Genomic DNA, 25,802 nt, shown 5'->3' with positions numbered 1-25,802 from the left:
AGATTGACATGACTATGATGAAACACCTCGTCATTATCGGGGCCGTCGCGCTGGCGGCGGCCGGGTTGCAAGCCCAGGATGCCAAGGCCATCTACGAGAAGGAGTGCGCCAAGTGCCACGGCTCGGATGGCAAGGGCGACACCAAGATGGGCAAGAAGCTGGGCGCCAAGGATTACACCGATCCGAAGGTCCAGGAGAAGATGAAGGATGAAGACGCCTTCAAGGCCATCAAGGAGGGCTTGAAGGAGGGGGACAAGACCCTGATGAAGCCCACCGAGGGCCTGACGGATGACCAGATCAAGGCGCTGGTCAAGTACATGCGTTCTTTCAAGAAGTAAAGGATACCGCCGCTCCGCGGCTCTGCTCCAGCCGTTCCGTGGAACGGAACGGTGCACGAAACAGCCCGCCAGCGCCCACGGTGGCTGGCGGGCTTTCGTTGTGCGGGGCAGGCAGCGGGCCGGGCGGCCGGGCTGAACGGGACGGGGAATATCATTCATAAGGCTTATGGCTGAACCAACGCCGCGCGAGAGTCCCGCCAATCCGCTGCTGCATCGCAACTGGCTGCTGGTGGCCGGCTTGATCATCATGGCGGGCAGCCTGTTTTCGTTTTTGATGCTGTTCGTCATGCACGGCATGAAGGGCGGCAGCAATGCGTATGTGGGGATTCTCACCTTTTTTGTGGCGCCGGCGTTTTTGTTTCTGGGGCTGGGGCTGGCGGTGTTTGGGGTGTGGTGGCGGCGGCGGCAAATCTTGAGGGCGGGGGGTCCGGCGCCGCGGCTGCAGTTTGACCTGAGCATGGCGCGGGACCGGCGGGTGGTGTTGGTGGGGGTGGGCGGGCTGCTGGGCTTTCTGTTGATTTCGGCGCTGGGGAGTTATCAAACATATCATTTCACCGAGTCCACCGTGTTTTGCGGGCAGGCGTGTCATCAGGTGATGGAGCCGGAGATGACGGCCTATCAAAGCGGGCCGCATGCGCGGGTGAGCTGCACGGAGTGCCATATCGGGCCGGGGGCGGAGTGGTTTGTGAAGTCGAAGCTGAGCGGGAGCTACCAGGTGTATGCCACGCTGGCCAACAAATATCCGCGGCCCATACCGACGCCGATCAAGGATTTGCGCCCGGCGCAGGAGACGTGCGAGCAGTGCCACTGGCCGGCGAAGTTTGTGGGGAATACGGACCGGCTGTACACGTATTATTTGGGGGACGAGACCAACACGGTGCATCATTTGCGGCTGCTGTTGAAGGTGGGCGGGGCGGATCCGACGCACGGGCCGGTGGGGGGCATTCACTGGCACATGAATGTGGGGCACATCGTCGAATATGTGCCGGCGGATGATTCGCGCATGGTGATCCCCTATGTGCGGCTGACGGACCTGCAGGGGAAGGTGACCGAGTTTCATCTGCCCGGCTACACCAACCGGGTGGACATGAGCCGGCTGCGGCGGATGGATTGTGTGGACTGCCACAACCGGCCGGCGCACATTTTCAAGGCGCCGAATGACGCGGTGAATCTGGCGATGGCGCTGGGGCAGATTGATCCGGGGCTGCCGTGGATCAAGACCAATGCGCTGTACATCCTCACGCAGAATTATGCGAGCACGGCGGAGGCCACCAACCGGATCGCGCAGTTCATCCGGGGCAAGTATCCGGGGCATCCCCGGGCGGAGGCGGCGGTGGCGGCGCTGCAGGAGATTTACCGGCGCAACTTTTTCCCGCAGATGAAGGTGAACTGGCGGGCGTATCCCAATCACATCGGGCACAAGGACTGGCCGGGGTGCACGCGGTGCCACGATGACAAGCATGTGTCCACCGACGGGCGGAAGAAGATTGTGTTCAAGGATTGCAGCATCTGCCACATCATTCTGGCCCAGGGGGACGGGGAGAAGCTGCTGCAGCTCAACGCGCGGGGCCAGCCGTTTGAGCATCCGGGGGATGAGATTCCCTCGGGCTATCAATGTCACGAATGTCACAACGGCGGCCCGATGTAGCCGCCGGCTTACCAGGTTGAATTATGTCAAGGTATCAACGCCTGCGCCGGGCGGTGGCCGGGTGGGTGGCGAGTCTGGGACTGGCCGCGGTCTGTCTGCCGGTGGCGGCAACGGCGGCGGAAGTTCTCAGCAACGCCGATTGTCTGGATTGTCACGGAGAGGCGCAGGTGCGCAAGGTGAAGGGCAAGGAGGTGCCGTTGCCGGCGTTTCCCACCAACCTGTTTGCGGCGTCGGTCCACGCCAAAATCAACTGTGTGGACTGCCATGTGGGGATCAAGGAGGCGGTGCATGACACGCCGCTGCCGCGCCCGCAATGCGTCACCTGCCACACGCCGCAGACCAATCACGTGCAGGCGGCGGCGGAGTATGCCACGAGCATCCACGGGTTGAGCCACGTGATGGGGGCGTCGGCCTCGGCGCAGTGCTGGGACTGCCATGGGGCGCATGAGATCATTCCCACCCAGCATCCCGGCTCGCCGGTGTACAAGCTGAATCTGGCGCGCACGTGCGCCAAATGCCACGACAATCCGGGGCTGACCAAGGAGTACCGGATGCGGTTTCCGCATGTGGCGGACGAGTATCAGGAGAGCATCCACGGGCGGGCGCTGCAGGTGAAGGGGTTGATTGTGGCGCCGAGCTGCAACGACTGCCACGGGGTGCACAACATCAAGCGGACGGTGGACCGGAGCGCGCCGATCAATCCGGCCAACGTGGCCCGGACGTGCGGCAAGTGCCACGTGAAGGTGGAGGAGATTTATGAGCGCAGTGTGCACGGGCAGTTGTTGGCGAAGGGGGACAAGCGGGCGCCCTCCTGCAATGACTGCCACACGGCGCACACCATCGAGCCGCCGCACAGCGGGCACTTCAAGAGCATCAGCGACCGCATCTGCGGGCGGTGCCATGAGGACCGGCTGACCAATTACCGGGACACCTACCATGGCAAGGCCATGGCGCTGGGCAAGCCGAATGCGGCGCCGGATGTGGCGGCGTGTTTTGACTGTCACGGGCATCATGATGTGCAGCCGGCCAGCCATCCGGAATCGCGGCTGCATCCCTCCAACATTGTGCAGACGTGCGCGCAGTGTCATCCGGGGGCCACGGCGAGCTTTGCGCGGTATATTCCGCATGCCAACCCGATGGACCGGAAGAATTATCCGGTGCTGCACGCGGTGTTTGTGGGGATGACGGGGCTGCTGCTGGCGGTGTTTGCGTTTTTTGGGGCGCACACGCTGCTGTGGCTGGTGCGGTCGGTGTACCTGTATTTGACGGATTCCAAGAAGTTCCGGGAGGCGAAGATTCAGACGCAGCAGGGGGATGAATGGTTCACGCGGTTTGTGCCGTTTGAGCGGTTTTTGCATGTGCTGGTGGTGAGCAGTTTTCTGCTGCTGGTGATCACGGGCATGCCGCTGAAGTTTTATTACACCGACTGGGCCAAGGCGATGTTCCGGGTGATGGGCGGGCCGGATGTGGCGCGGATTTTGCACCGGTTTGGCGCGATCATCACCTTCCTGTACTTCGGCCTGCACCTGGCGGATCTGGGGTGGAATGCGTGGCGCAACCGGCAGGCGGTGCGGGATCCGGCCACGGGCCGGTGGTCCTGGCGGCGGTTGAAGGCGGTGCTCATCAGCCCGGACAGCATGATCCCGACGCTGCAGGACTGGCGCGATTTCATTGCGCACAACCGCTGGTTTTTCGGTAAAGGGCCGAAGCCGCAGTTTGACCGGTGGACATACTGGGAGCGGTTTGATTACTTTGCGGTGTTCTGGGGGGTGGCGATCATCGGAGTGTCGGGGCTGATCATGTGGTTCCCGCAGTTTTTCTCGCACTTCATGCCGGGCTGGATGATCAATGTGGCGTTGATCGTGCATTCGGACGAGGCGCTGTTGGCGGCCGGTTTCATTTTCACCATCCATTTCTTCAACACGCATTTCCGGCTGGAGAAGTTTCCGATGGACACGGTGATTTTCTCCGGGCGCATTTCAAAGACGGAGATGCTGCACGAGCGGCGGCGGTGGTATGACCGGCTGGTGGCCGAGGGCCGGCTGGATCAATTCCGGGTGAAGGACGAATGGGCGCGCTGGCAGGCGATTGCGCGGGCCTTTGGGTATTTCTTCTTCGGCACGGGGGTGGTGCTGCTGCTGCTGATCATCTATGCCATGACTTCGCGCCTGTTGCACTGAGCGCGGGGAGGTTGCTCAGGGCGCGGGGCGCGTCTGGGCCAGCAGGCTGGGGAGGAGCTGCTCCTCGGGCACGGGTTCCGGAAGCAGGGCCAGGAGGGTGGGGCGCCAGGGATCGAGGCGGCAGGGGACTTCGCGGAGCCGCCCCAGATACTTTTGGGCACGCAAATCATAGACGTGGGCCGGCTCGGCGAGGGTGGCGGTGATCTGCAGGGGTTGTTCAAGCGCTTCATTGCCGCCGGCCTGTTTCAAGTCTTCGCTCATGTGGTAGTCAATGCCGCGCTCGAGGGCCACCAGGCGGGCGGCGCCAAGCCGGAAGCGGTGCACGCGCACGCGGGCTTCGAGGGGGACGATGACCGGGCGGGGCAGGGGCAGGCGATGGGAGGCCACCCATTGCGCCCAGCTCAGGTCGGGGTTGGGTTTGAGCCGGTCGCGGGCATAGGCGCCGAGGTCGCCGCTCCGGGACTGGGGCGGACCTTTTGAGGCGTCCCACTGGGCGAAGGCCGCGGGCAGGGCCACGGCGGGGGGCAGATGGTTGTCCTGGTAAAAGCGGGCGGTGTAGTTGGTGCGGAGGCGGCCGTGGGCGTCAAAGAGGCCCGGGAGATCGTTGCCATAGACAGCCAGCGGGTTTTGGGCACGGCGCTGGGCGGCGCTGATGGCCTCGCGTTCGCGGTCGGACAGGGCCCAGGAGGAGGGCAGGACGAGGAGGCGATAGCCGGCTTTGTCGAGTTCGCCCTGTTCGATTTGCTCCTGGCTGACGAAGCGGGGGGTGTAGCCGAGGTCCTGGAAGATTTTGAGCCAGCTATTGCGTACTTTGGCCTGGTGATTATGGCTGGCCTCGAAACTGGAGAAGCGGCGCAACCAGGTGGAGCCGTCCACGGTGGATTCCAGGAGCCAGGCGACTTGAATGCTGGGCTGGGAGTAGTGGAGGGCGATGGGATCGTGCTCTTTGGTGGCGAGCATGAAAAGGCGGGCCAGCGGGGAGGTCATTTCGCGCAATACCGGCTCCAGGGCGCGGGCCTTGGGGGTGAGGGGCAGCTCGGGGTTTTTCCAGTCCAGGCAGTCTTCGCTCCACCAAATGATGCAGCCGCGGTCGCCCTGCAGCAGGAGATGCCAGAGGCGGCGGGCGGCGGGGAGGGTTTCCTTTTCAAAGACGGTGGTGAGGAAGAGTTTGCCGGGCATGAAGGAGCCGAAGATTTCGCGGGCGTTGGCGATGTCGTAAGGCTCGACCCAATCGAGGACGCGGGAGAGGCGCCAGAGGTCGTAGCCGCCGAAGGCATGGGGCATCTGGGTGCCTTCGATGCCCACCGGGGTGTGGGGATCCAGGAGGCGGGCGGCCTGGCGGAAATCGTCCAGGGCGCGGGCGAGGGAGAGGTCCATGTAGGTGCGGTGATCCGCCCAGGGGGAGAAATTCCAGCGGGTGGGTTGCTCGCGGGCGGTGCGAGGGTTGAAGCGGAGGCGCTGGAGGGCCTGCCAGTCGGGGCGGCCGCGCGGGAGGGCTTCGCCGCTGGCCATGCGGTTTTTGATTTGATCCGTGGTGAAGGGCTTGATTTCGTCCCAGGCCTTGAACTGGGTTTCCCACTGGGCATTCAGGGCGGCGAGGGAGGGGTATTGGGTGGTGAGCCACTCGCGGAAGGCGGTGAGGGCAAGCGGGTGGAAATCGTAATCAAACGGATTGGCGGAGATGGTGACGGAGAGTTCATCGCGGATGTCGTAGAGGAGGGGCGAGTAGTCGCGGTTGCCGCGGGCGACTTTTTGCATTTCGGCGCGGCCCCAGGCGCGCCATTGGGGGTCGTCGAGGCAATAATCGCGCACCAGCGAGGCTTCATCGCGGGGATCTTTCCAGCGGGTGACAAACTTGTCCCAGTCGGTGACGCTGGAATGGAACTTGAGGCAGAGGCCGCGGTTGATGATGTTTTCGACGTAGTAGGGGAACTGGCTGGCGACCCAGGGGCGGGGATCGCCGCCATCATAGACCATGCCGGCGGTGACGCCCATTTCGCGCAGGCGCTGTTGGAAGCGGCTCCACTGGTGTTTTTGTTGGTGGATGGAATCGCCCACCCACATGATGACGTGGTAGTTCGTCCAGGGGCGGAGCGCGGGGGCGGTGTCGGCGGCCAAGGCGCAGGCCAGGCCGCCCGCCAGCAGGGCGGCGGTGAGGCGAAGTGCGGTCATCGGGCCCATTCTGACGTGGGGGCAGGGGGAGCGCAAGCGCGGCATGCGGGGCGGGTGGTTGGGAGTGGCGGTTTGCGGGGGCAGCCGTTATACTGGCTGGCGGATGACGGCACCACCGACAAGTGCGGGCACGCGCCAGGGGCCGCGGCGGCGGTCGGATGCGCCGTTTCTGGTGGGCTTGTCGGTGTTGGGAGGGGTGTATGTGGTGTTGATTGTGGCGATGTTGGTGGCGGATCTGGCCTACACTTCACCCGGGCATCTGCTGGCGGCGCTGCAGAGTGAGAACATCCAGTACGCGGTGCGTTTGAGCCTGTTGTCGTGCAGCATCACGGCATTGTTGTGTGTGTGGATTGGGGTGCCGCTGGGGTATGTGCTGTCGCGTTGCACGTTTCGCGGGAAGGGATTGTTGGAGGCTTTGCTGGACATTCCGATAGTGCTGCCGCCGCTGGTGATTGGGCTGAGTCTGCTCATCTTGATGCAGACGGCGCCGGGGCGGTGGCTCGAGCGGTGGGTGCCGGTGACCTACGCGGTGCCGAGTGTGATCCTGGCGCAGTTTGCGGTGGCCTGCGCGTTTGCGGTGCAGACGATGCGGGTGACGTTTGATCAGATCAGCCCGCGCAGCGAGCAGGTGGCGCGGACGCTGGGCTGCACGCGGCGGCAGGCCTTCTGGCGGGTGACCCTGCCCGAGGCGCGGCGGGGGGTGCTCACGGCGGGCACGCTGGCGTGGGCACGGGCGCTGGGGGAGTTTGGGCCGATTCTGGTGTTTTCCGGGGCGACACGGATGAAGACGGAGGTGTTGTCCACGTCGGTTTTTTTGGAGCTGAGCGTGGGGGCGCTGGAGGCGGCGGTGGCGGTTTCGCTGTTGATGATCATCGCGGCGGTGGTGGTGTTGTTGGTGGTGCGATGGTTTGGGTCGGGGGCAAGTTTTCATCAGGGGCAGGCGCCATGATCCGGGTGGAGCAATTATGTGTGCGGGCCGGGACGTTCCGGCTGGGGGCGGTGAGCTTTGAGCTGCCGGCAGGGAGTTACACGGTGTTGATGGGGCGCACGGGTTGCGGCAAGACCACGCTCTTGGAGGCGTTGTGCGGGCTGCGGCGGGTGGAGAGCGGGCGCGTGTGGGTGGATGGGGAGGAAGTGACACACTGGGATCCGGCGGGGCGCGGCATCGGGTACGTGCCGCAGGATCGGGCGCTTTTTCAGACGATGACCGTGGAGGAGAATCTGGCTTTTGGATTGACGGTGCGGGGGGTGGCGGCGGCGGAACGGCGGGCGCGCGTGCAACATCTGGCGGAGCTGCTGGGCATTACGCATTTGTTGGAGCGGCGGCCGGCGGGGTTGAGCGGGGGGGAGGCGCAGCGGGTGGCGCTGGGGCGGGCGCTGGCCATCGCGCCGCGGATCTTGTGCCTGGACGAGCCTTTGAGCGCGCTGGATGAAGAGACGCGGGGGGAGATGTACGCCCTGCTCAAGGCGGTGCGGGCGCAAACCGGGGTGACGACGTTGCACGTCACGCATCATCCCGAGGACGCCCGGCAACTGGCCGATCAGGTGTTTCGTTTGGAGAACGGGAAGATGACGCAAGTTACCCTCTAATTGGCCATGGATACCTCCCCTGCCTTGCTGACGGATGCCGAGCGCGAGCGTTATGAATGGCAGCTTTGGGTGCCGGGCTGGGGCGAGGCCGGCCAGCAAAAACTCAAAGGGGCGACGGTGCTGGTTTCGCGGGTGGGGGGCGTGGGGGGACAGGTGGCCTATCAACTGGCGGCGGCGGGGGTGGGGCGGCTGGTGCTGGCGCATGGGGGCGTGTTGCGGCTTTCGGATTTGAACCGGCAGTTGTTGATGACCCATGACTGGGTGGGCCGGCCCCGCGTGGAGTGTGCGGCGCGGCGGTTGCGGGAGCTGAATCCGCACGTGGAGATTATGGCGGTGGCGGAGAATATCAGCGCGGCCAACGCGGCGCGGCTGGTGGCGGAGGCGGATGTGGTGGTGGATGCGGCGCCGTTGTTTGAGGAGCGGTATGAGTTGAACCGGCAGGCGGTGCGGCAGCGCAAGCCCATGGTGGAGTGTGCCATGTATGAGCTGACGGCGCAGGTGACCACGATTTTGCCGGGCGAGACGGCCTGCCTGGCCTGTTTGTGTCCGGAGAAGCCGCCGGACTGGCGGCGGCAGTTTCCGGTGGTGGGGGCGGTGGCGGGTCTGGCGGGGTGTGTGGGGGCGATGGAAGTGTGCAAGCTCATCACGGGGGTGGGGGAGGTGTTGAAGAACCGGCTGTGGCAATGCGACTTGCGGACGATGACATTCAAAACCGTGCGCACGCGGCGGGCTCCGGAGTGTGCGGTGTGTGGCACGGTTGCGTGAAAAACGAGCAACGGGCGGGGGCGGGTGGGTGCGGTTGAGACGGAAAATGCTGTGCGGGAGTCACTTGCATGAGGTGGGCGGGCGTGGCACGGTTCTGGCTTGAACAGAAGCTGTTCAGACCCTGTCCAAGCGGATAGGATGGGGAGTGCGCCGGTTGAAGCAGCGGCGGGGGCGGTTGGGAAAGGGATGAGCGGGACATGCGGCAATTTTGGACCATCGCAGCCAATACATTCATGGAGCTGATACGTCAGCCGGTGTTTCCGTTGTTGGCGACGGCTTCGGCGTTTTTCGAGGTGTTTTTGGCGTGTGTGCCGTATTTCGGGCTGGGCGATGATCCGAAGATGGTGAAGGACAGCGTGCTGGCGGTGATGCTGCTGGCGGGGCTGCTGGGGGCGGTGCTGAGCGCGTCGGCGTCGCTGGCGCGGGAGATCAAGTTTGGCACGGCGCTGGCGGTGCTGGCGAAGCCGGTGGGGCGGGCGCGTTTTTTGCTGGCCAAATATGCGGGGCTGGCGGGGGCGATGACGTTGATGACGTACCTGAATTTGCTGGGGGCGCTGCTGGCGAGCCGGATGGCGTTTGATGCGTATGGGCGGGCGGATCGGCTGGGGCTGGCGCTGTGGGTGGTGTCGCTGGGGCTGGCCTACGGGCTGGCGGGGTTGAGCAATTATTTTTTGCGCCGGCCGTTTGTGTCGGATGCGGTGTTGAGCCTGGTGCTGACGGCGACACTGGGTTTTGTGCTGATCAATTTTCTGGACAAGAGCGGGAAGGTGCAGGCGTTTGGGACGGGGGTGGACTGGCGGATGCTGCCGGCGGGGCTGTTGATCTTGATGGCGGTGTGGATGCTGGCGGGGCTGGCGCTGGCGTGCTCGACGCGGCTGGAGATGGTGGCCACGCTGGCGGTGTGTTCGGGTTTGTTTTTACTGGGGTTGATGTCGCCGTATCTTTTTGGCACGCTGGCGGCGCAAGGCTCGTGGGTGGGTTCCAGTCTTTACGCGCTGGTGCCCAACTGGCAGAGTTTCTGGATTGCCGATGCGATGGAGACGGATCAGGCCATCCCGGGATTGTGGGGTTATGTGGGGCGGGCGCTGGGGTACAGCGTATGTTATACGGGGGCGGCCTTGATGGTGGCACTGGTTTTGTTTGAGGATCGCGAGCTGGGTTAAGGGCATGGAACGCCAATGGCGCACAAATGCGAGCATGAACACCGCGGTGCTGTTGCTGGCCGCGGGGGTGACCTTTGCCATGGGGCGGTATGCCGGCTCGGCGGCGGGGCAGGTGGTGGCGGTGTTTTTGGGGATGGGTTTTCTGGCCGCGCTGGTGAGCCGGTTCCAGATGGGGCTGGAGGAAAGCGAGCGGCAGGAGCAGCTTGAGCTGGAGGAGCTGGCCCGCAAATCCACGGAGGCCGCGTTGTTTCGGGGGGAGGAGGCCGAGCTGCGGCCGGCGCGGCGGGCGCGGGAGCAGTTTGAGAAATACTTTGCGCCGGGGGTGGCGGTGGTGCTGCTGGCGTTGCAGTGGGGGGGCGCGTGGCTGTTGTGGCAGTGGCTGGGCAGTCCCGCCCGCCGGCTGGAGGAGCCCACGGGCGGGGTTTTGGCGCATGGGGGGGTGGCGCTGGCGATTTATGGCGGGGTGGGGCTGGTGTTGTTTTTGTTTGGGAAAGTGGCGGCCAACCTGGTGCGGCTGACGCGGGAGCGGCTGCTGCGGCCGGCGGCGGGGTATGTTTTGCTGGGGGCCTATCTGTGCGGGCTGGTGGCGGCGGGCGTGGGGGCGGATCTGGCAGGCTACCCGCGGGTGGACGGCTGGGTGGCGCGGGCGCTGGTGCTGGCGCTGGCGGTGGTGGGGGTGGAAAACGCGCTGACGCTCATCCTGGAGATTTACCGGCCGCGGGTCAAAGGGGCGGAGCGGCGGCTGCTTTTTGAGAGCCGGCTGGTGGGACTGGCGAGCCAGCCGGAGGGCATCTTCACCACGGTGGCCCATGCGCTGGATTATCAGTTTGGGTTCAAGGTATCGGAGACGTGGTTTTACCAGTTTTTGCAGCGGTATCTGGGGTTGTTTTTGCTGGCGCAGCTTGGTCTGCTGCTGCTCTCGACGTGTGTGGTGTTCATCGAGCCGGGGGAGCAGGCCATTTTGGAGCGTTTTGGCCGGCCGGTGCCGCGGTTGCTGGAGGCGGGCGGACACTTGAAATGGCCGTGGCCGGTGGACCGGGTGTATCGTTATCGCACGGAGCGGATTCAGACTTTTTCCATTGGGCACAGTCCCCATGAAGAGGAGGCGGCGGAGGAGGAGGGGGGGGCGCATGGCCATGCGCACGGGCGGGCGAAGGCGGGGGGGGCGGAGGAGCCGCAGGCGGTGTTGTGGACGGAGGCGCACGCGAAGGGTGAGTTTAATTTGCTGGTGGCCAGCCGCGAGGACAGCGAGGCGGGGCGGGAGGGCAACCAGGCGGCGCCGGTGAACCTGCTGGCGGTGGACCTGCCGGTGCAATACCAGGTGACCAACCTGCTGATGTGGGCCACCAATTACAGCGACGGGGCGGCCCTGCTGGAGCGGGTGGCCACGCGGGAGGTGGTGCGGTATCTGGTGAGCGCGGATTTGAACGACATTTTGACCACCGGCCGCCAGCGGACGGCGGAGGAGCTGCGCCAGCGCATCCAGCAGCGGGCCAACGAGCTGAAGCTGGGGGTGCGCATTGTGTTTGTGGGGCTGCAGAACATCCACCCGCCGGTGCGGATTGCGCCGGCCTATCAGGAGGTGGTGGCGGCGTTGCAGGAGAAGGAGGCGAAGATTCTGGAGGCCGAGGGCTACGCCGCCAAGACGCTGCCGGAGGCCCGGGCGGAGGCGGCGCGGCGGCGGGCGGAGGCGGAGATTTACGCGCTGCGGCGGGCGGCGGACGCGCAGGCGCAGGCCATCCGGTTCAACCATCAGCGGCAGGCCTGGCAGGCATCGCCGCAGGTGTTTGCGGCGCGGGGCTATTTGCAGGCGCTGGTGCGGGGCGGGGCGGCGGGGCGCAAAGTGGTGCTGGCCGCCACGAACACCGAGGACGTGATCCAGTTGAATCTGGAAGACAAGCTGCGTCCGGGGATAGACGACGTGGTGCTGCCTCCCCCCAAAACCAAATAAACGGGCAACGGTCTATGAACCGCAATCGCATCAATCTGGCTGTCGGCATCCTGCTGATGGTGTTGTTTGTCTTTTTGCTGGTGGCGTTTCAGGTGCGCCAGACCGAGCTGGCCATCGTGACCACCTTCAGCCGCGTCTCGCGCACCATCACCGAGCCGGGCCTGAAATTCCGGCTGCCGTGGCCGATTCAGAAGGTTTATTACCTGGACCGCCGGGTGCAGAACTTCGAGAGCAAGCTGGATGAAACGCTGACCAGCGACGGGCGGAATCTGTTGATCTCGGTGTATGCGGGCTGGACGATTGCCGATCCGGAAAAGTTCTTCGTCAACTTTGCCGGCGGCTCGCTGACCGAGGCCACGCGGCGGCTGGATGAAATGATCCGGAGCAAGAAGAACGAGACGGTGGGGCAGCATCCGTTCCGGCATTTTATCTCGACCGATCCCAACGAAATGAAGCTGGCGCAGGTGGAGGAGGAGATTCTGGCCCGGGTGAAACCCGAGGCGGCGGCGGGCTACGGGATTGCGGTGGAGTTTGTGCGCATCAAGCGCCTGGGCCTGCCGGAGAGCATCACGGAAAAGGTGTTTGACCGGATGCAGAAGGAGCGGCAGCGGCTGGGGCAGACCTTTCAAGGGGAGGGCGAGTCGCGGGCCATGGAAATCCGCACGGCGGCGGAGCGGGACCGCGAGAAAATCCTGGCGGAGGCCGAGCGGGAGGCGGCGTTGATCCGGGGGCAGGGGGACGCGGAGGCGGCGAAGGCGTTTCAGGTGTTCGAGCAAAGCCCGGAGCTGGCGGTGCTGCTGCTGAAGCTCAAGGCGCTGGAGCAGGCGCTGCAGGAGCGGAGCACGTTGATTTTGGATCAGCGCACGCCGCCCTTTGATTTGATGAAGGAGCCGGCGGCGCCGGCGCGCGGGACCCAGCCATGAACCCCACGCCAACCAAACCGCCCGCCCCGGGCGGATGGAGTGACGCCGGCACGCAGGCGCTGGCCGAGGCGTTGAAGAGCAGCTTTGGGCTGGTCCGGCTGGCGCTGGTGGTGCTGGTGGTGTATTTCTGCGGGTCCAATTTCTTCACCGTTTCGCAGAACGAGCGCGCCGTGCTCCTGCGGTTTGGCCAGCCGGTGGGGCGGGGCGAGGAGGCGGTGCTGGGGCCGGGTTTTCATCTGGCCTGGCCGTATCCGATTGACGAGGTGGTGAAGATACCGGCGCAGCAGATTTTGAGCGCCAGCTCGACGGTGGGCTGGCCGCGGGAGCTGCGGGGCCCGGCGGCCAACACGCCGCCGCCGCGGTTGAATCCGGTGCTGGACGGGTACGCGGTCACGGGGGACGGCAACATCATTCACGCGCAGGCGCAGTTGCGGTACCGGGTGGTGGAGCCGGTGCGGTTTTACTTTGGGTTCACCAACGCGATGGCGCTGGTGACCAACGCCCTGAACAATGCGTTGTTTCATGCCATGGCGCAGTTCAGCGTGGACGACGCCCTGCGGCTGAACCTGCCCGCGGTGAAGGAGCGGATGCTGGCGCGCGTGGAACAACTGGCGCGCGAGCAGGGGCTGGGGATTGTGGTGGAGCAACTGGATCTGGTGACCGTCCCGCCGCGGCAGGTGAAGGCGGCCTTTGACCAGGTCACGGCGGCCGAGAGCGAGCTGCACACCAAGGTGAACGAGGCCCAGGCCCATGCCAACGGCGTGCGGGCCCGCGCCCAGGGCGAGGCCAGCGCCCGCCGCAACGCCGCCGAGGCGGAGCGCAACCGGCTGGTGGCCGAGGTGGAGGCGGAGGCGCGATATTTTCTGGACCTGCTGCCCAGCTACCGGCGGGACGCCGCGCTGTTCACGGCCCGCCTGCAGGTGGAGACGCTGGGCCGGGTGTTGACCAACGCGCAGGACAAGTTTTTCCTGCCGGCGCGCGCGGACGGGCGGCCGCGCGAGCTGCGGTTGCAGTTGAATCGTGAACCTGCGCGGTTGAAGACCGAAAGCCCGGCGCCCGCCGCCCCCGAGCACAAGCATTAAGTTATGCAAGTCACCTCCCTGCTCAGCCGCCGGAAGGCCGAGGATGGCCCTGACGCTCATCCTGAGGCGCATCATCATCATCATGCGGGCGGGAGCTGTCCGGCCTGCGGGCATGATCACTCGCACACGCAGGTGCGGCTGACGTGGACGCTGATCGGGTTGATGTTTGTGATCAACGCCTATGTGGTGGACTGGGTGGTGGAGCGGGCCACGCTGGTGGCGGCGGCCAGCGGGATGCTGGGGGCGGTGATCCTGGGGACGCCGATTGTGCGGACCGCCATTCAGGATTTGCGGCGGGGTTTGCTGAGCATCAACGAGCTGGTGGCGCTGGCGGTGCTGGCCGCGATCTCCACCGGGGATTACAAGACGGCGGGGGTGATCGCCTTTTTCATGTTGATGGGGGAGATCATCGAGACGCGCACGGCCGAGGGCGCGCGGGCCTCCATTGAGTCGCTGATCAAACTCACCCCCACCAAGGCGCGGCGGGTGACCGGCCAAGCGGAGGAGGAGGTGCCGGTGCATGAGCTGAAGGTGGGGGACATCATCCGGGTGCGGCCCGGGGACAATGTGGGGGCGGACGGGGTGGTGGTGGCCGGGCAAAGCTCGCTCAATCAGGCGAGCATCACCGGCGAATCGCTGCCGGTGGACAAGAAGGTGGGGGACGAAGTTTTTGCGGGCACGATGAATTTGACGGGGGTGCTGGACATCAAGGTGAGCCGCGCGGGGCGGGACACCACGCTGGGGCGGGTGCGGGACTTGATCCTGGCGGCGGAGCAGACCCGGCTGCCGATCATGCGGATCATAGACCAGTACATGGGTTTTTACACGCCGCTGGTGCTGGTGGTGGCGGCGCTGGTGTGGGTGTTCACGCGGGATTTGAATCGCGTGATTGCGACGCTGGTGGTGTCGTGTCCGTGCGCCTTTGTGCTGGCGACGCCGACGGCGATTGTGGCGGCGTTGTCGGCGGCGGCGCGGCTGGGCATCTTGATCAAGAACGTGGCGGATCTGGAGCTGGCAGGGCGGTTGACGGCGTTCATTTTTGACAAGACCGGCACCATCACGACGGGCAAGCTGGCGGTGAGCCGCCTGGCCCCGCAGGAGGGGGTGAGCGCGGCGGAGCTGTTGCGGCTGGCGGCCTCGGCGGAGAAATACAGCAATCATCCGGCGGCCCGGGCGCTGGCGGCGCTGGCGGAGGAGGTGAACGTGCCGCTGGCGGAGCCGCAAAACTTTGCCGAGACGGCGGGGCGCGGTGTCAGGGCGGAGGTGGAGGGCGCGGAGGTGCTGGTGGGGCGGGCGCAATGGCTGCGGGATCACGGGCTGGAGGGGGATTTTCTGCAGTCGGTGGATTTGAACGAGACGGAGGGGTTCAGCCTGATATTTGTGGCGCGGCAGGGGCGGTTTCTGGGATGGATCGGGCTGCGGGATGAGACGCGGCCGGAGGCGCGGCCGGCGCTGGAGGAATTGAAGGCCATCGGCGTGCGGCGAATTGCGATGGTGAGCGGGGACCGGCAGCCGGTGGCGGCGCGGGTGGCGCGCGAGATTGGCTGCGAGGAGAGCCGCGGGGAGTGCCTGCCGCAGGACAAGGTGGAGTTTGTGCGCGCGTTCAAGCAGCAGGGGCTGCGCGTGGCGGTGGTGGGCGACGGCGTGAACGATGCGCCGGCGCTGGCGGCGGGGGACATTGGGATTGCGATGGGGGCGGCGGGGAGCGAGGTGGCCATTCACAGCGCCACCATTGCGCTGATGAACAATGATTTGCGGCGGCTGCCGTTCCTGGTGCGGCTGTCGCGGGCCACGCGCTCGGTGATCAATCAAAACTTTGTGGTGGGCATTCTGTTCATCGTGGGCGGGCTGGCGCTGTCGGCGTTTGGGTATTTAAGCCCGATTGTGGCGGCGATCATGCACAATGTCGGCTCGTTCATCGTCATCTTTAACAGCGCGCGGCTGGTGCGGCAGGGGGAGGAGTTGGAGCATTATGAGCCGGTCCGCCCGCCCGCCGCGCCTGCGGCGTCCGCGCCGGAGCAACCCATCACCTTCAAGCCGCAACCGGCCTGAGCGGGGGCGGGGAGGGAGGCGGAGGCAACCCTATGGCAACGCAAGTCATGCCGGAACAACCCAGCCGCCCGCAGGCGCCCGCGCCGGCGGGCGCGGCGGCCGCGGGGCGCGAGGTGGTGGTGTCGGTGCGGGGGCTGACCAAGGTGTTCAAGGATTTCTGGGGCCGGCCCAAGGCCCGGGCGGTGAACGGGGTGGATTTCGATGTGTACCGCGGGGAGGTGTTCGGGCTGCTGGGGCCGAATGGGTCGGGCAAGTCCACCACGGTGAAGATGCTTCTGGGGCTGTTGCGGCCCACGGCGGGGCAGATTCTGGTGTTCAATCACTCGCCGCGGCATGTGGCCACCAAGGCGCGGATCGGGTATCTGCCGGAGGAGTCCTATCTGTACCGGTTTCTGGACGCGCGGGAGACGCTGCGTTTTTTTGGGGATTTATTTGAGCTGCCGCCGCGCGAGCGGGATCGGCGCACCGAGCAACTGCTGGAGATGGTGGGGTTGGGCGGGGTGCGGACGCGGGCGGTGGGGGAGTTTTCCAAGGGGATGCAGCGGCGCATCGGACTGGCGCAGGCGCTCATCAATGACCCGGATCTGGTGATTCTGGATGAGCCGACGGCGGGGCTGGATCCGCTGGGCTGCCGGGAGGTCAAGGATTTGATCCTGGCCCTGGCGCGGCGGGGCAAGACGGTGATTTTGAGCAGTCACCTGCTGGCGGATGTGGAGGATGTGTGCGACCGGGTGGTGATTTATTACGGGGGCAAAATCCAGGCCATGGGGGCGCTGAAAGATTTGCTGACCGAGCGCGACACCATCCGCATCACCACGCCGGTGCTGTCACGGCCCACGCTGGAAAAGGTGCTGGAGATTCTGCGGACGGAGGTGGCGGCGGAGCAGGTGCAGGTGGACAATCCGACGCAAAATCTGGAGCGGTATTTTCTGGAGGTGGTGCGCCGGGCCCGCGAGCAGGCGGAGGAAACCTCGGGGGCCACTTCGGCCAACGTGCTGGCCGAGTATTTGCGGCCGGCGGAAAGCGGGGAGCCGGATCGCCGGCTGGAGCGTTTTGTGCGGCCGGAGCCGGCCGTGCCATCGGCGCCCGCGGCCACGGCCGCGCCGGCGGAGGCCGCGCCTGATGCGGCCAAACTGGCGCAACTGGCGCAGCCGGCGGTGACGCCGCCCGCCGCGGAGAAGCCGGCCGCGCCGGCGGCCGATCCGCGGCAGATGGCGGAGGAGCTGCGGCGGGCGGAGGAGAAGTTGCGCAACCTGGTGAAAGGCTCCTAGGGCATGAAATCCCTGCTGGCCATGATGTGGCTGACGTGGAAGGCGGCCTTTCGGTACCGGCTGATCTGGGTGTTGAGCGCGCTGCTGGTGGTGGCGGCGGTCCTGCTGCCGGGCATCATCAAGCATGATGAAACGGCGACGGGCTTTACGCAGATTGTGCTGACGTATGCGCTGGGCAGCATCTTTGCGCTGCTGGGGGCGGCCACGCTCTGGCTGGCCTGCGGGACGCTGGCGCGGGACATCGAGGAGGGGCAGATGCAGATGGTGGCGGTCAAGCCGGTGCCGCGCTGGAAAATCTGGGCGGGCCGCTGGCTGGGCATCGTGACGCTGGATGCGGCGCTGCTTTTCGCGGCGGGGCTGATGGTGTATGGCCAGTTGCAGTGGCGCTCGCGGGAGCTGCCGCCGGCGCAGCAGGAGCGGTTGCGGCAGGAGGTGCTGGTGGCGCGGGCCTCGTTGAAGGAACCGCCCAAGGACTTCAAACCGCTGGTGGCCCGGGCGTTTGCGGACTGGCGCAAACAACATCCCGGCCCGCTGTCGCCCCAGGATGCCGCGGCGGTGTTGCGGGAAATCGAGGAGCAATTCAAGGCGGCTGATGAGATTGTGCGGCGCGATTATGCGCGCGCGTGGCGGCTGGACGCGCGGGGCCTGCGGGAGCGGCTGGGGGACGGGCCGCTGCACATCCGCGCCAAGCTGTATCTGCCGGAGTACCGGCCGGGGGTGGTGGTGGAGGGGCGGTGGCGGTTTGGGCCGCTGGAGGCGCCGTTGTACGAGCACGTGATGCCAATGACGCCCGAGGCGTTTCAGGAATTTAGCGTGCCGGCGTCGCGGGTGATTGCCGAGGATGGCACGCTGCTGATTCATTTTGTGAATCGCAATCCCACGGCGGTGGTGTTTCTGCTCGAGGACGGGCTGGAGGTGTTGTATCGGGAGGCGAGCTTTGAGGTGAACTACGCGCGGGGGCTGCTGATCTTGTGGATGTGGCTGGCGCTGCTAGCGGCGCTGGGGCTGGCGGCTTCGGCGTTTTTGTCGTTTCCGGTGGCGGCGTTTTTTGCGCTGTCGCTGATGGTGGTGCTGATGTTCAGCGGCTCGATGGCCGCCGCGCTGGAGGAGGGGACGGTGATGGGGCGGGATCATGAGACGGGGAAGGTGGACATGCCGATGGTGGACCGGGTGATGCTGCCGGTGTTCAAGGGCATTCTGGCGGTGGTGCAACTGGCGCGGTCCTTTTCGCCGATTGACGCGCTGAGCACGGGGCGGAGCATCACCTGGGGCACGCTGGGGCAGGCGTGGCTGCAGGTGATGGTGGTGTTGGGGGGCGCGTTTGCCCTGCTGGGCATCAGCACCTTCAGCCGGCGCGAGCTGGCGGCGGCGCAACTGGCGGCCACGTAGTCCGGCTATGGTGTCACGCGCCAAAATCCTGTACGCCGCGCTGGCGCTGGTGCTGCTGATGGGCGCCAGCCGCTGGCAGGGGCCGCTCGAGGCGCGGCGCACGGCGATGATCCCCAAGGGGGAGGAGCTGAAAAACGCGCCGCCGATGCTGGCGTTTGTGACGGTGGCGCTGGGCGGGTTTCGGGGGCTGGTGGCCAATGCCCTGTGGATGCGCGCCTCGCGGCTGCAGGACGAGGAGAAATATTTCGAGATGGTGCAGCTCTCGGACTGGATCACCAAGCTGCAGCCGCGGCTCAAGCAGGTCTGGATCAACCAGGCCTGGAACATGGCCTACAACATCTCGGTCAAGTTCAACGCGCCGGAGGACCGGTGGCGCTGGGTGCAGCGGGGCATCCGGCTGCTGCGGGACGAGGGGCTGCGGTACAACCCGGACGAGGCGCTGATTTACCGCGAGCTGGCGTGGCATTTCCAGCACAAGATCGGCAAGGATCTGGACGCGGCCCATTTGTATTACAAGGCCCAGTGGGCGGCGGAGATGATGCGGGTGCTGGGCACCAATGCGTTGGGCTACCGGGAGCTGATTGCCCCCCAGAGCGAGGAGGCCCGCGCCCGGGCGCGGGTGCTGCGCGAGCAGTACAAGATGGATCCCGCGCTGATGCAGGAGGTGGATGAGACCTACGGCCCGCTGGATTGGCGGCTGCCGGAGGCGCATGCGTTGTACTGGCTGCATCTGGGGCTGAAGAAATCGCGCCCCGGCGAGGTGCGGCCGCTGCATCAGCTCATTCATCAGGCGTTGCAGTTGTCCTTTGAGCGCGGGCGCATCCTCTCCTTCACGCCGGAGGGGGTGCCCGTGCTGGGGCCCAAGCCGGAGGTCATCGAGCGGTTGCATCCCACTTTTCTGCGGGAGATGCAGGAGGAGCCCGGGGCGGTGGAGAACATCCGGCGGGCGCATCGCAATTTTCTGCGCTCGGCGGTGGAGACGTTTTACGCGTTCAACCGGATGGCGGAGGCGCGGCGGTGGTTTCAGGTGCTGACGCAGATGTACCCCGAGGATGTGCAGGTCAAGGCGGCCGGGGGGGATTTGGACACCTTCTGCGTGCGGCGGATCACCGAGACGGTGTCGGAGTCGGGGCGGGATCGGGTGACGGCGACGATTCTGGGTTATCTGCACACGGCCTATTTCTACCTGGTGCAGGATCAGGACGATGAGGCCACCGGGTTGCGGCTCATGGCCCAGCGGATTTGGAGCAGCTACCAGGCGGGGCTGGGCCGGGATCCGGAGGTGGTGGCCCGCATTGGCCTGCGGCCCTTTGCCGAAATGGATCAGCAGGTGCGGGACGAGCTGCTGGCGCCGGGCGCGATGGATCCGCGGCTGCAGGCGGTGTTGCGCGCCAAACTCAACCTGCCGCCGCCGAAGAATTGACGCGGGCGCGCGGTGGGGGGCGGGGCGGGGTGCCTCCAGACTTGACTTGGCCGGGTGCAAACGAAAGGCTCACAGCCCATGGACAGCATCGCCATTGTTGGACAAGGTTACGTGGGTCTTCCTCTGGCTCTGCAATTTGCCCGCGCCGGGGTGCGGGTCATCGGCCTGGACATTGATCCCCACAAGGTGGACGCGCTGAATCGGGGCGAGAGTTACATCCTGCACATACCGGCGGCGGCGGTGGCGGCCGAGCGCCGGGCGGGGCGGTTTGAGGCTTCGACGGATTTTTCGCGGGTGCGCGAGGTGCAGGCGGTGATCATCTGCGTGCCGACGCCGCTCAACAAGCATCGCGAGCCGGACTTGTCGTTCATCCTGAACACGGGGCGGATGGTGGCGCCGTATTTGCGGCCGCGGCGGGTGGGGCGGGGCAGCCGGGCGGTGCGGGAGAAGAAGCTGGTGGTGCTGGAGAGCACGACGTATCCCGGCACGACGGAGGGCGAGCTGCGGGCGGTGTTGGAGGAGCAATCCGGCCTGCGGGCGGGGGAGGATTTTCATCTGGCCTTTTCGCCCGAGCGCGAAGATCCGGGCAACCCGGCCAGCCAGGTGTCCGCCATTCCCAAGGTGGTGGGGGGCCTGACGCCGGCCTGTCGGGAGCGCGCGGCGGCGTTGTACCGGCGGGCGATTCAAACGGTGGTGCCGGTGTCGTCGTGTCGCGTGGCCGAGGCCACCAAGCTGCTGGAAAACATTTTTCGGAGCGTCAACATCGCGCTCGTGAACGAGCTGAAGGTGGTGTACACCGCGATGGGGATTGACATCTGGGAGGTGATTGAAGCGGCGAAAACCAAGCCGTTTGGTTTCATGCCGTTTTATCCGGGGCCAGGTCTGGGGGGGCATTGCATACCGATTGATCCGTTTTATCTGACCTGGAAGGCGCGGGAGTATGGCCAGTCCACGCGGTTCATCGAGCTGGCGGGCGAGATCAACACGCGGATGCCGGAGTATGTGATTCACCGGTTGATGGACGCGCTCAACCAGCGGCAACGGGCGCTCAAGGGGGCGCGGATTCTGGTGCTGGGGGTGGCCTACAAGCCGAATGTGGATGATGACCGGGAGTCGCCCTCCTATGTGCTGATGGATTTGCTGGCGGCGCACGGAGCGCGGGTGGCCTACCATGATCCGCATGTGCCGGTGATCCGCAAAAACCGGGAGCATCCCCACTGGGCGGGCACGCGCTCGGTGCCATTGACGGCGCAGGCGCTGCGGCAGTATGACGCGGTGCTGATTGCCACGCATCATCGGCAGGTGGATTACGCGCTGCTGGCGCGGCATGCACGGCTGATTGTGGACACGCGCAACGCCATGGCCGGACAGCGGACCCGCCCGGGACAGGTGTGGAAGGCGTGAATTATTTGGGGGGCGGCGGCGCGGCCGGGTTGAGCCAGGGGCCGCATTGGGCCTGCTGCCGGAGGGCGTGATCCACGAGGACCAGCGCGGTCATGGCCTCCACCAGCGGCACGGCGCGCGGCAGCACGCAAGGATCATGGCGGCCGCGTCCCTTAAGGGTGGTGTTGTGGCCGCGGACATCCACGGTGGGCTGCTCGTGCATGACGGTGGCGGTGGGTTTGAAGGCCACGCGGAAGTAAATGGTTTCCCCGTTGCTGATGCCTCCCTGCACGCCGCCGGAGCGGTTGCTGAGGGTGCGCACCCGCCCGCCTTGCATGCGGAAGGGATCGTTGTGGGTGAGGCCGGTGTAGTTGACGCAATCAAAGCCGGAGCCGATGTCAAAGCCTTTGGCGGCCGGCAGGCTCATCATGCCCTTGGCCAGATCGGCCTGGAGGCGGTCAAACACAGGGTCACCCCAGCCGGGCGGCACGCCCCGGGCCAGGCCCAGCACGATGCCGCCCAGGCTGTCGCCCTGGCGGCGGGCGCGTTCAATGGCCCGGACCATTTTCTCCGCGGCGGCGGCATCGGGGCAGCGGACGATGTTGGCTTCGATGTCCTGCGCTTGCACGCGCTCGACGTCCACCTGGGCCTTGATGCGGCCGACCTGCGTCACGCAGGCCAGGACTTCCACGCCGAAATGCAGGCGCAGGATTTTTTTGGCAATGGCGCCGGCGGCGACGCGCCCCACGGTTTCGCGGGCGCTGGCGCGGCCGCCGCCCTGCCAGTTGCGGATGCCGTATTTGGCCCAGTAGGTGTAATCGGCGTGGGAGGGGCGGAACTTCTCGGCCATTTCGGTGTAGGCCTCCGGGCGGGCGTCCTCGTTTTTGACCCAGAGACAGATGGGCGAGCCGAGGGTCAGGCCCTCAAACGTGCCGGAGAGGATTTCGACGTGGTCCGGCTCCTTGCGCGGGGAGACGATTTTGGACTGGCCGGGCCGGCGGCGGTTGAGATCGGGCTGGATGTCGGCCTCGGTCAGCGGCAGGCGGGGCGGGCAGCCTTCGACGACAACGCCCACGCCGCCGCCGTGAGATTCGCCCCAGGTGGTGATGCGAAACAAATGCCCAAAGATGTTGCCCATGGGATTATTGTAGAGCCAACGGGCTTCTGGCTCAATGCCCGTTTCCGGGAAGGGCGCGGGTCAGGGACAATCGGCACGGGGCCGGATTGCGGGGCCCGGCGGGCGCGGGCGCGCTGCGCCTCAGTGGCTTTGGCGGCGAGCGGCGGCCTCAGGGCTTGCGGTAAAGGATGAACTCGCCGCGGCGGTTTTTGGCCCAGGCTTCTTCGTTGTGCCCCTGGACGGCGGGTTTGTCCTCGCCGAAGCTGACGGTGTAGATGCGGTTGCCGTCAATGCCCAGGTTGATGAGGAATTCGCGCAGGGCCAGGGCGCGGCGCTCGCCGAGGGAGCGGTTGTATTCCTCGGTGCCGCGCTCGTCGCAATGGCCTTCGATTTGCAGCTTGGTGTCGGGCTGGGCCTTGAGGACATTGGCCACGGCCTGGACCTTGGGCTGCTCGCTCTGGCGGACGGCGGAGCGATCAAACTCGAAATAGACGGTGTAATTTTTGAGGGCTTCGCGGTCCGGGGTCATGCCTTCCAGACCGGCGCGGGAGGGTTGCTCCCACGGGTTGCCGGGCAGGTTGGCGCCGGAGGGGTTTTGGGTGCCGCCGGGCAGGGCGGGGACAGTTTCGGTGCCGGTGCCGCTGGCGCCGGAGCCGGTGCCGGCGGTGCCCTTTTGCGCCGGCAGACTGGTCACGGGTTTGGTGGATTTTTTGGAGCAGCCGGAGGCCGCGGTGAGGATGACAGCCAGACTGAGGGTCAGAATCAGGTACAGCGGTTTTTTCATGATGGAGGTGTGGAGTTGCAGAGCGTGGTGGGTCAAGCTCAAAAGGTTAAGGTTTGGGGGTTAACAGGATGAACTCGCCCCGCCGGTTTTTGGCCCAGGCCGCTTCGTTGTGGCCCGGCACGGCGGGTTTGTCTTCGCCAAAGCTGACCGTGAAGATGCGCTCGCTGGAGATGCCCAAGAGGATGAGATACTCGCGGATGGCCAGGGCGCGGCGCTCGCCCAGGGAGCGGTTGTATTCCTCGGTGCCGCGCTCGTCGCAGTGCCCTTCGACTTCGACGGAGGCCTGCGGCCGTTTTTTGAGGGCCTCGGCGACGGCCTGCACCTTGCCGCGCTCGCTGGCGCGGACGGCGGCCTTGTCGAAGTCAAAATAGACGGTCTGGTTTTTGAAGAACTCGCGGTCCTCGTTCATGTTTTCGCGGCGCGAGCGATCGGGCAGCGGGATGGAGCCGATGTCGGGGCCGCCCGGTTTGAGGCCGGTGGCGCCGGGGCTGGTGGAGGAGGGCGCGCGGGTGGCGTCGTCCATCAGGCCGGCGACTTCATTGGTGACACTGCGGCTGTGGCCGGGGATGTAGGTCAGGGCGGTGGGGCGGCGACGGCAGCCCTCGCCCACGACAATCAGGAGGGCCAAACCCAGGCTCAAGCCGATGGAGGCGGTGAGGCGGTTCATGGTGTTCGCTTCAAGGGTACGGGGTCAACGCGCCCAACTGGGCTGGGACGCACTGCCGCCGACCTGGTGGGCATCCTTGACCCGTTTGGTGGGAACGTCAAGCAAAGACAACACGCGGTTGCCGTTGCCGGTGCGGCGGGCGATGATCAGCGTGCGGGAATTGGGCGCCCAGGAGGGATCTTCGCCCGGGGCCAGCCGGAGGGCTTCGCCGCCCTCGGCCGGGACCACGCACACTTCAAAGCTGTTGGCGCCGGTCTGGGTGGTGAAGGCAATCCATTTGCCGTCGGGGGACCAGTCCGGCTCGGTGGCGTTGCTGACCAGCGCGGTGCGCAGGCGCCGCGGCTCGCCGCCGACGGCGCTGACCACGTACAGGCCGCGCCCGCCCTCCTGGCGCGAGGCGAAGCAAATCTGTTTGCCGTCGGGGGACCAGCAGGGGGAGGATTCGCCCTCGCGGCCGCGGGTCAACTGCCGCAGGTTTTGTCCTTCGGCATCGGCCACGTACAAGTTGGGGCTGCCGCCTTTGCTCAGGATGAGGGCCAGTTTGCCATCGGCCGAGATGGCGGGGCTGATGTTGGAGCCGGCATGGCGCGCCACCGGCCGCCGCACGCCGGCGTTGAGGTCATGCAAATAAATGGCGGGGAAACCTTCCTTGTAGGAGACATAATACAACTGCCGCGTGCCCGGCCGCCAGCAGGGGGCGGCGGTGATGGAATTGTCGCGGGTGATGGGGACCGGATTATGGCCGTCGAAGTCGCTGACGTAGATTTCCTTGACCGGCCCGCGGTCCACCTTGAAGGCGATCTGGGTGTGGAAAATGGGCTTGGTGCCGCGGAGCGAGAGGATCACATCGTTGGCGAAGGCATGGGCCTGCGCCCGGAGGGTGCCGCCGGTGTAGGCCTTGGCCAGGAGAGAGTTTTTGGTGCGGGCATCCATGAGGGCGCCCTGGACGTTGCCGCTGTTGGAGCCCTGGACGAGATAGACGGCGCGCTCGAGGGGGACGATCTCGCAGCCGAGCACCTCCAGATCAAAACGGATTACCTGGTCCACCTCGCCCGAAAAGCCGCTGACGGCCACAGGGATGACGGAGGCCGGGTTGGCCTCCTTGGGGATGACCAGGGTTTCCTCGCCCGTTTGGGCGCGAAGGCCTGCGGCCCACAGACACAGGCCCGCCGCGCTCCAGCCCAGCCGTTGCCCAAATGTCCGCCGTGAAAGATCCAGGTTGTTCATCCGATGCCTCGTTTCACTTTAAGATTAAATTCGATTTTGAACGTGCGTTCCAAATCCCGCGCGCCCTCGGGGAAGGGCGGCAGTTCCTTGACCGCCTCGAGGGCGTTTTGCACGGACAAATCCATGAGATGATTGCCGGAGCGCTTGATGATGCGGGCGTCCACAATCCGCCCGGTGCGGTGCACAATGATGCGCGCCACGGTCACGGCGGTGTCCTCCTCCAGCTCGGGCGGGGGCTGCCAGGCGTCGTCATACGCGCCCAGCACGGCCTGGCTGTAATTGATGGCCGCCGGGCCGCCGCCGACGCCGGAGCCGACGACATCGCTGAGGGTCAAACCGCCGGAGGTGAGGCCCTGGTGGAGGGATTGCATGACGCGCTCCACCGCCTGGGCGCGTTGCGCGGACTGGGCCGCGCCGGTCTTGGCGGTGGGCGAAGAGGTCGTTTTTTCGGTGGCGGCCTTGTCGGAGGATTTGCGCGTGGTGAGAGTGGTGTTGATGCGCGGGTTTTTGGCGGGCGGGGCCGGGGTGGTGGTCTTGGCGGTGGACTTGGCGGGCGGCTCGGTCTTGGGCGGGGTGGGAGTGGGATTGGCCTTGGGGGGCGTGGTCACGGGCGGCGCGGGGGTGGGCGTGGGCTGGGCCGGGGGGGCCGGCGGGGCGGCTGTCTCTTATACACATCT

At 66.0% G+C, this 25,802-nt stretch carries 18 protein-coding genes and 4 pseudogenes; 15 read left to right on the top strand and 7 right to left on the bottom strand.

The window, feature by feature from the left end:
* The first annotated feature begins 14 nt into the window (after nt 1-14).
* From N3J91_06150 to N3J91_06140, 3 genes are all read left to right on the top strand, one after another.
* Nucleotides 15-338, top strand: coding sequence for a cytochrome c (locus N3J91_06150; GenBank protein ID MCX8156012.1), 324 nt, complete (start codon nt 15-17; stop codon nt 336-338).
* 166 nt (nt 339-504) lie between these two features.
* On the top strand, nt 505-1,986 hold the full coding sequence (locus N3J91_06145; GenBank protein ID MCX8156011.1) for a NapC/NirT family cytochrome c: 1,482 nt from the start codon (nt 505-507) through the stop codon (nt 1,984-1,986).
* A gap of 23 nt (nt 1,987-2,009) precedes the next feature.
* The gene (locus tag N3J91_06140) at nt 2,010-4,166 is read left to right on the top strand and encodes a cytochrome c3 family protein (protein ID MCX8156010.1); all 2,157 of its coding nucleotides are present in this window, start codon (nt 2,010-2,012) and stop codon (nt 4,164-4,166) included.
* Nucleotides 4,167-4,181: 15 nt separating this feature from the next.
* Here N3J91_06140 and N3J91_06135 read toward each other — a convergent pair whose 3' ends face one another.
* Nucleotides 4,182-6,338: a beta-galactosidase gene (locus tag N3J91_06135; protein ID MCX8156009.1), complete on the bottom strand. Its 2,157-nt coding sequence runs from the start codon at nt 6,336-6,338 to the stop codon at nt 4,182-4,184.
* A 103-nt stretch (nt 6,339-6,441) separates the two neighbouring features.
* Here N3J91_06135 and N3J91_06130 point away from each other — a divergent pair, with 103 nt between their 5' ends.
* The 9 genes and pseudogenes from N3J91_06130 (at nt 6,442) to N3J91_06090 (ending at nt 16,415) form a co-directional block, all read left to right on the top strand.
* Nucleotides 6,442-7,287 carry an ABC transporter permease gene (locus N3J91_06130; protein ID MCX8156008.1) on the top strand — a complete coding sequence of 282 codons (846 nt, stop codon included), beginning with the start codon at nt 6,442-6,444 and terminating at the stop codon, nt 7,285-7,287.
* Entirely contained in the window at nt 7,284-7,928 is a 645-nt protein-coding gene (locus N3J91_06125) for an ABC transporter ATP-binding protein (protein MCX8156007.1), read from the top strand. Before N3J91_06130 ends, N3J91_06125 begins: the two co-directional genes overlap by 4 nt.
* A gap of 6 nt (nt 7,929-7,934) precedes the next feature.
* The gene (locus N3J91_06120) at nt 7,935-8,693 is read left to right on the top strand and encodes a HesA/MoeB/ThiF family protein (GenBank protein ID MCX8156006.1); all 759 of its coding nucleotides are present in this window, start codon (nt 7,935-7,937) and stop codon (nt 8,691-8,693) included.
* Between the two features lie 233 nt (nt 8,694-8,926).
* The gene (locus N3J91_06115) at nt 8,927-9,856 is read left to right on the top strand and encodes a hypothetical protein (GenBank protein MCX8156005.1); all 930 of its coding nucleotides are present in this window, start codon (nt 8,927-8,929) and stop codon (nt 9,854-9,856) included.
* A gap of 625 nt (nt 9,857-10,481) precedes the next feature.
* Nucleotides 10,482-11,429, top strand: a pseudogene (locus N3J91_06110) (SPFH domain-containing protein).
* A 434-nt stretch (nt 11,430-11,863) separates the two neighbouring features.
* Nucleotides 11,864-12,379 (top strand): annotated as a pseudogene (locus N3J91_06105) (SPFH domain-containing protein).
* A 347-nt stretch (nt 12,380-12,726) separates the two neighbouring features.
* Entirely contained in the window at nt 12,727-13,812 is a 1,086-nt protein-coding gene (locus N3J91_06100; GenBank protein ID MCX8156004.1) for a protease modulator HflK, read from the top strand.
* Between the two features lie 3 nt (nt 13,813-13,815).
* On the top strand, nt 13,816-15,864 hold the full coding sequence (locus tag N3J91_06095) for a cation-translocating P-type ATPase (GenBank protein MCX8156003.1): 2,049 nt from the start codon (nt 13,816-13,818) through the stop codon (nt 15,862-15,864).
* A gap of 47 nt (nt 15,865-15,911) precedes the next feature.
* Nucleotides 15,912-16,415, top strand: a pseudogene (locus tag N3J91_06090) (ABC transporter ATP-binding protein).
* A gap of 514 nt (nt 16,416-16,929) precedes the next feature.
* Here the strand turns inward: N3J91_06090 and N3J91_06085 are convergent.
* A pseudogene (locus tag N3J91_06085) lies at nt 16,930-17,022 on the bottom strand (energy transducer TonB).
* Nucleotides 17,023-17,138: 116 nt separating this feature from the next.
* On the opposite strand from N3J91_06085, the gene N3J91_06080 reads away from it, so the two are divergent.
* From N3J91_06080 to N3J91_06070, 3 genes are all read left to right on the top strand, one after another.
* Nucleotides 17,139-18,524: a hypothetical protein gene (locus N3J91_06080; GenBank protein ID MCX8156002.1), complete on the top strand. Its 1,386-nt coding sequence runs from the start codon at nt 17,139-17,141 to the stop codon at nt 18,522-18,524.
* A gap of 7 nt (nt 18,525-18,531) precedes the next feature.
* A complete protein-coding gene (locus tag N3J91_06075) occupies nt 18,532-19,947 on the top strand; it encodes a hypothetical protein (GenBank protein MCX8156001.1) in 1,416 nt (471 codons plus the stop codon).
* A gap of 78 nt (nt 19,948-20,025) precedes the next feature.
* Nucleotides 20,026-21,351, top strand: a complete 1,326-nt coding sequence (locus tag N3J91_06070; GenBank protein MCX8156000.1) for a nucleotide sugar dehydrogenase — start codon at nt 20,026-20,028, stop codon at nt 21,349-21,351.
* A 1-nt stretch (nt 21,352) separates the two neighbouring features.
* Here the strand turns inward: N3J91_06070 and aroC are convergent, their stop codons facing one another.
* From aroC to N3J91_06045, 5 genes are all read right to left on the bottom strand, one after another.
* Complete coding sequence (gene aroC / locus N3J91_06065) at nt 21,353-22,468, bottom strand: chorismate synthase (GenBank protein ID MCX8155999.1); 1,116 nt, start codon at nt 22,466-22,468, stop codon at nt 21,353-21,355.
* Between the two features lie 148 nt (nt 22,469-22,616).
* Complete coding sequence (gene pal / locus N3J91_06060) at nt 22,617-23,231, bottom strand: peptidoglycan-associated lipoprotein Pal (GenBank protein ID MCX8155998.1); 615 nt, start codon at nt 23,229-23,231, stop codon at nt 22,617-22,619.
* A gap of 46 nt (nt 23,232-23,277) precedes the next feature.
* A complete protein-coding gene (gene pal, locus N3J91_06055; GenBank protein MCX8155997.1) occupies nt 23,278-23,898 on the bottom strand; it encodes a peptidoglycan-associated lipoprotein Pal in 621 nt (206 codons plus the stop codon).
* Nucleotides 23,899-23,922: 24 nt separating this feature from the next.
* Entirely contained in the window at nt 23,923-25,125 is a 1,203-nt protein-coding gene (locus N3J91_06050) for a hypothetical protein (GenBank protein MCX8155996.1), read from the bottom strand.
* On the bottom strand, nt 25,122-25,733 hold the full coding sequence (locus N3J91_06045) for a TonB C-terminal domain-containing protein (protein ID MCX8155995.1): 612 nt from the start codon (nt 25,731-25,733) through the stop codon (nt 25,122-25,124). The genes N3J91_06050 and N3J91_06045 overlap by 4 nt, the downstream gene beginning before the upstream one ends.
* Between the last annotated feature and the right edge of the window lie 69 nt (nt 25,734-25,802).

The organism is Verrucomicrobiia bacterium (genome assembly GCA_026414565.1).
Taxonomy (GTDB): domain Bacteria; phylum Verrucomicrobiota; class Verrucomicrobiia; order Limisphaerales; family Fontisphaeraceae; genus Fontisphaera.
Note: the sequence above shows the minus strand (reverse complement) of the source record. Positions and strands in the feature narration are given on the sequence as shown.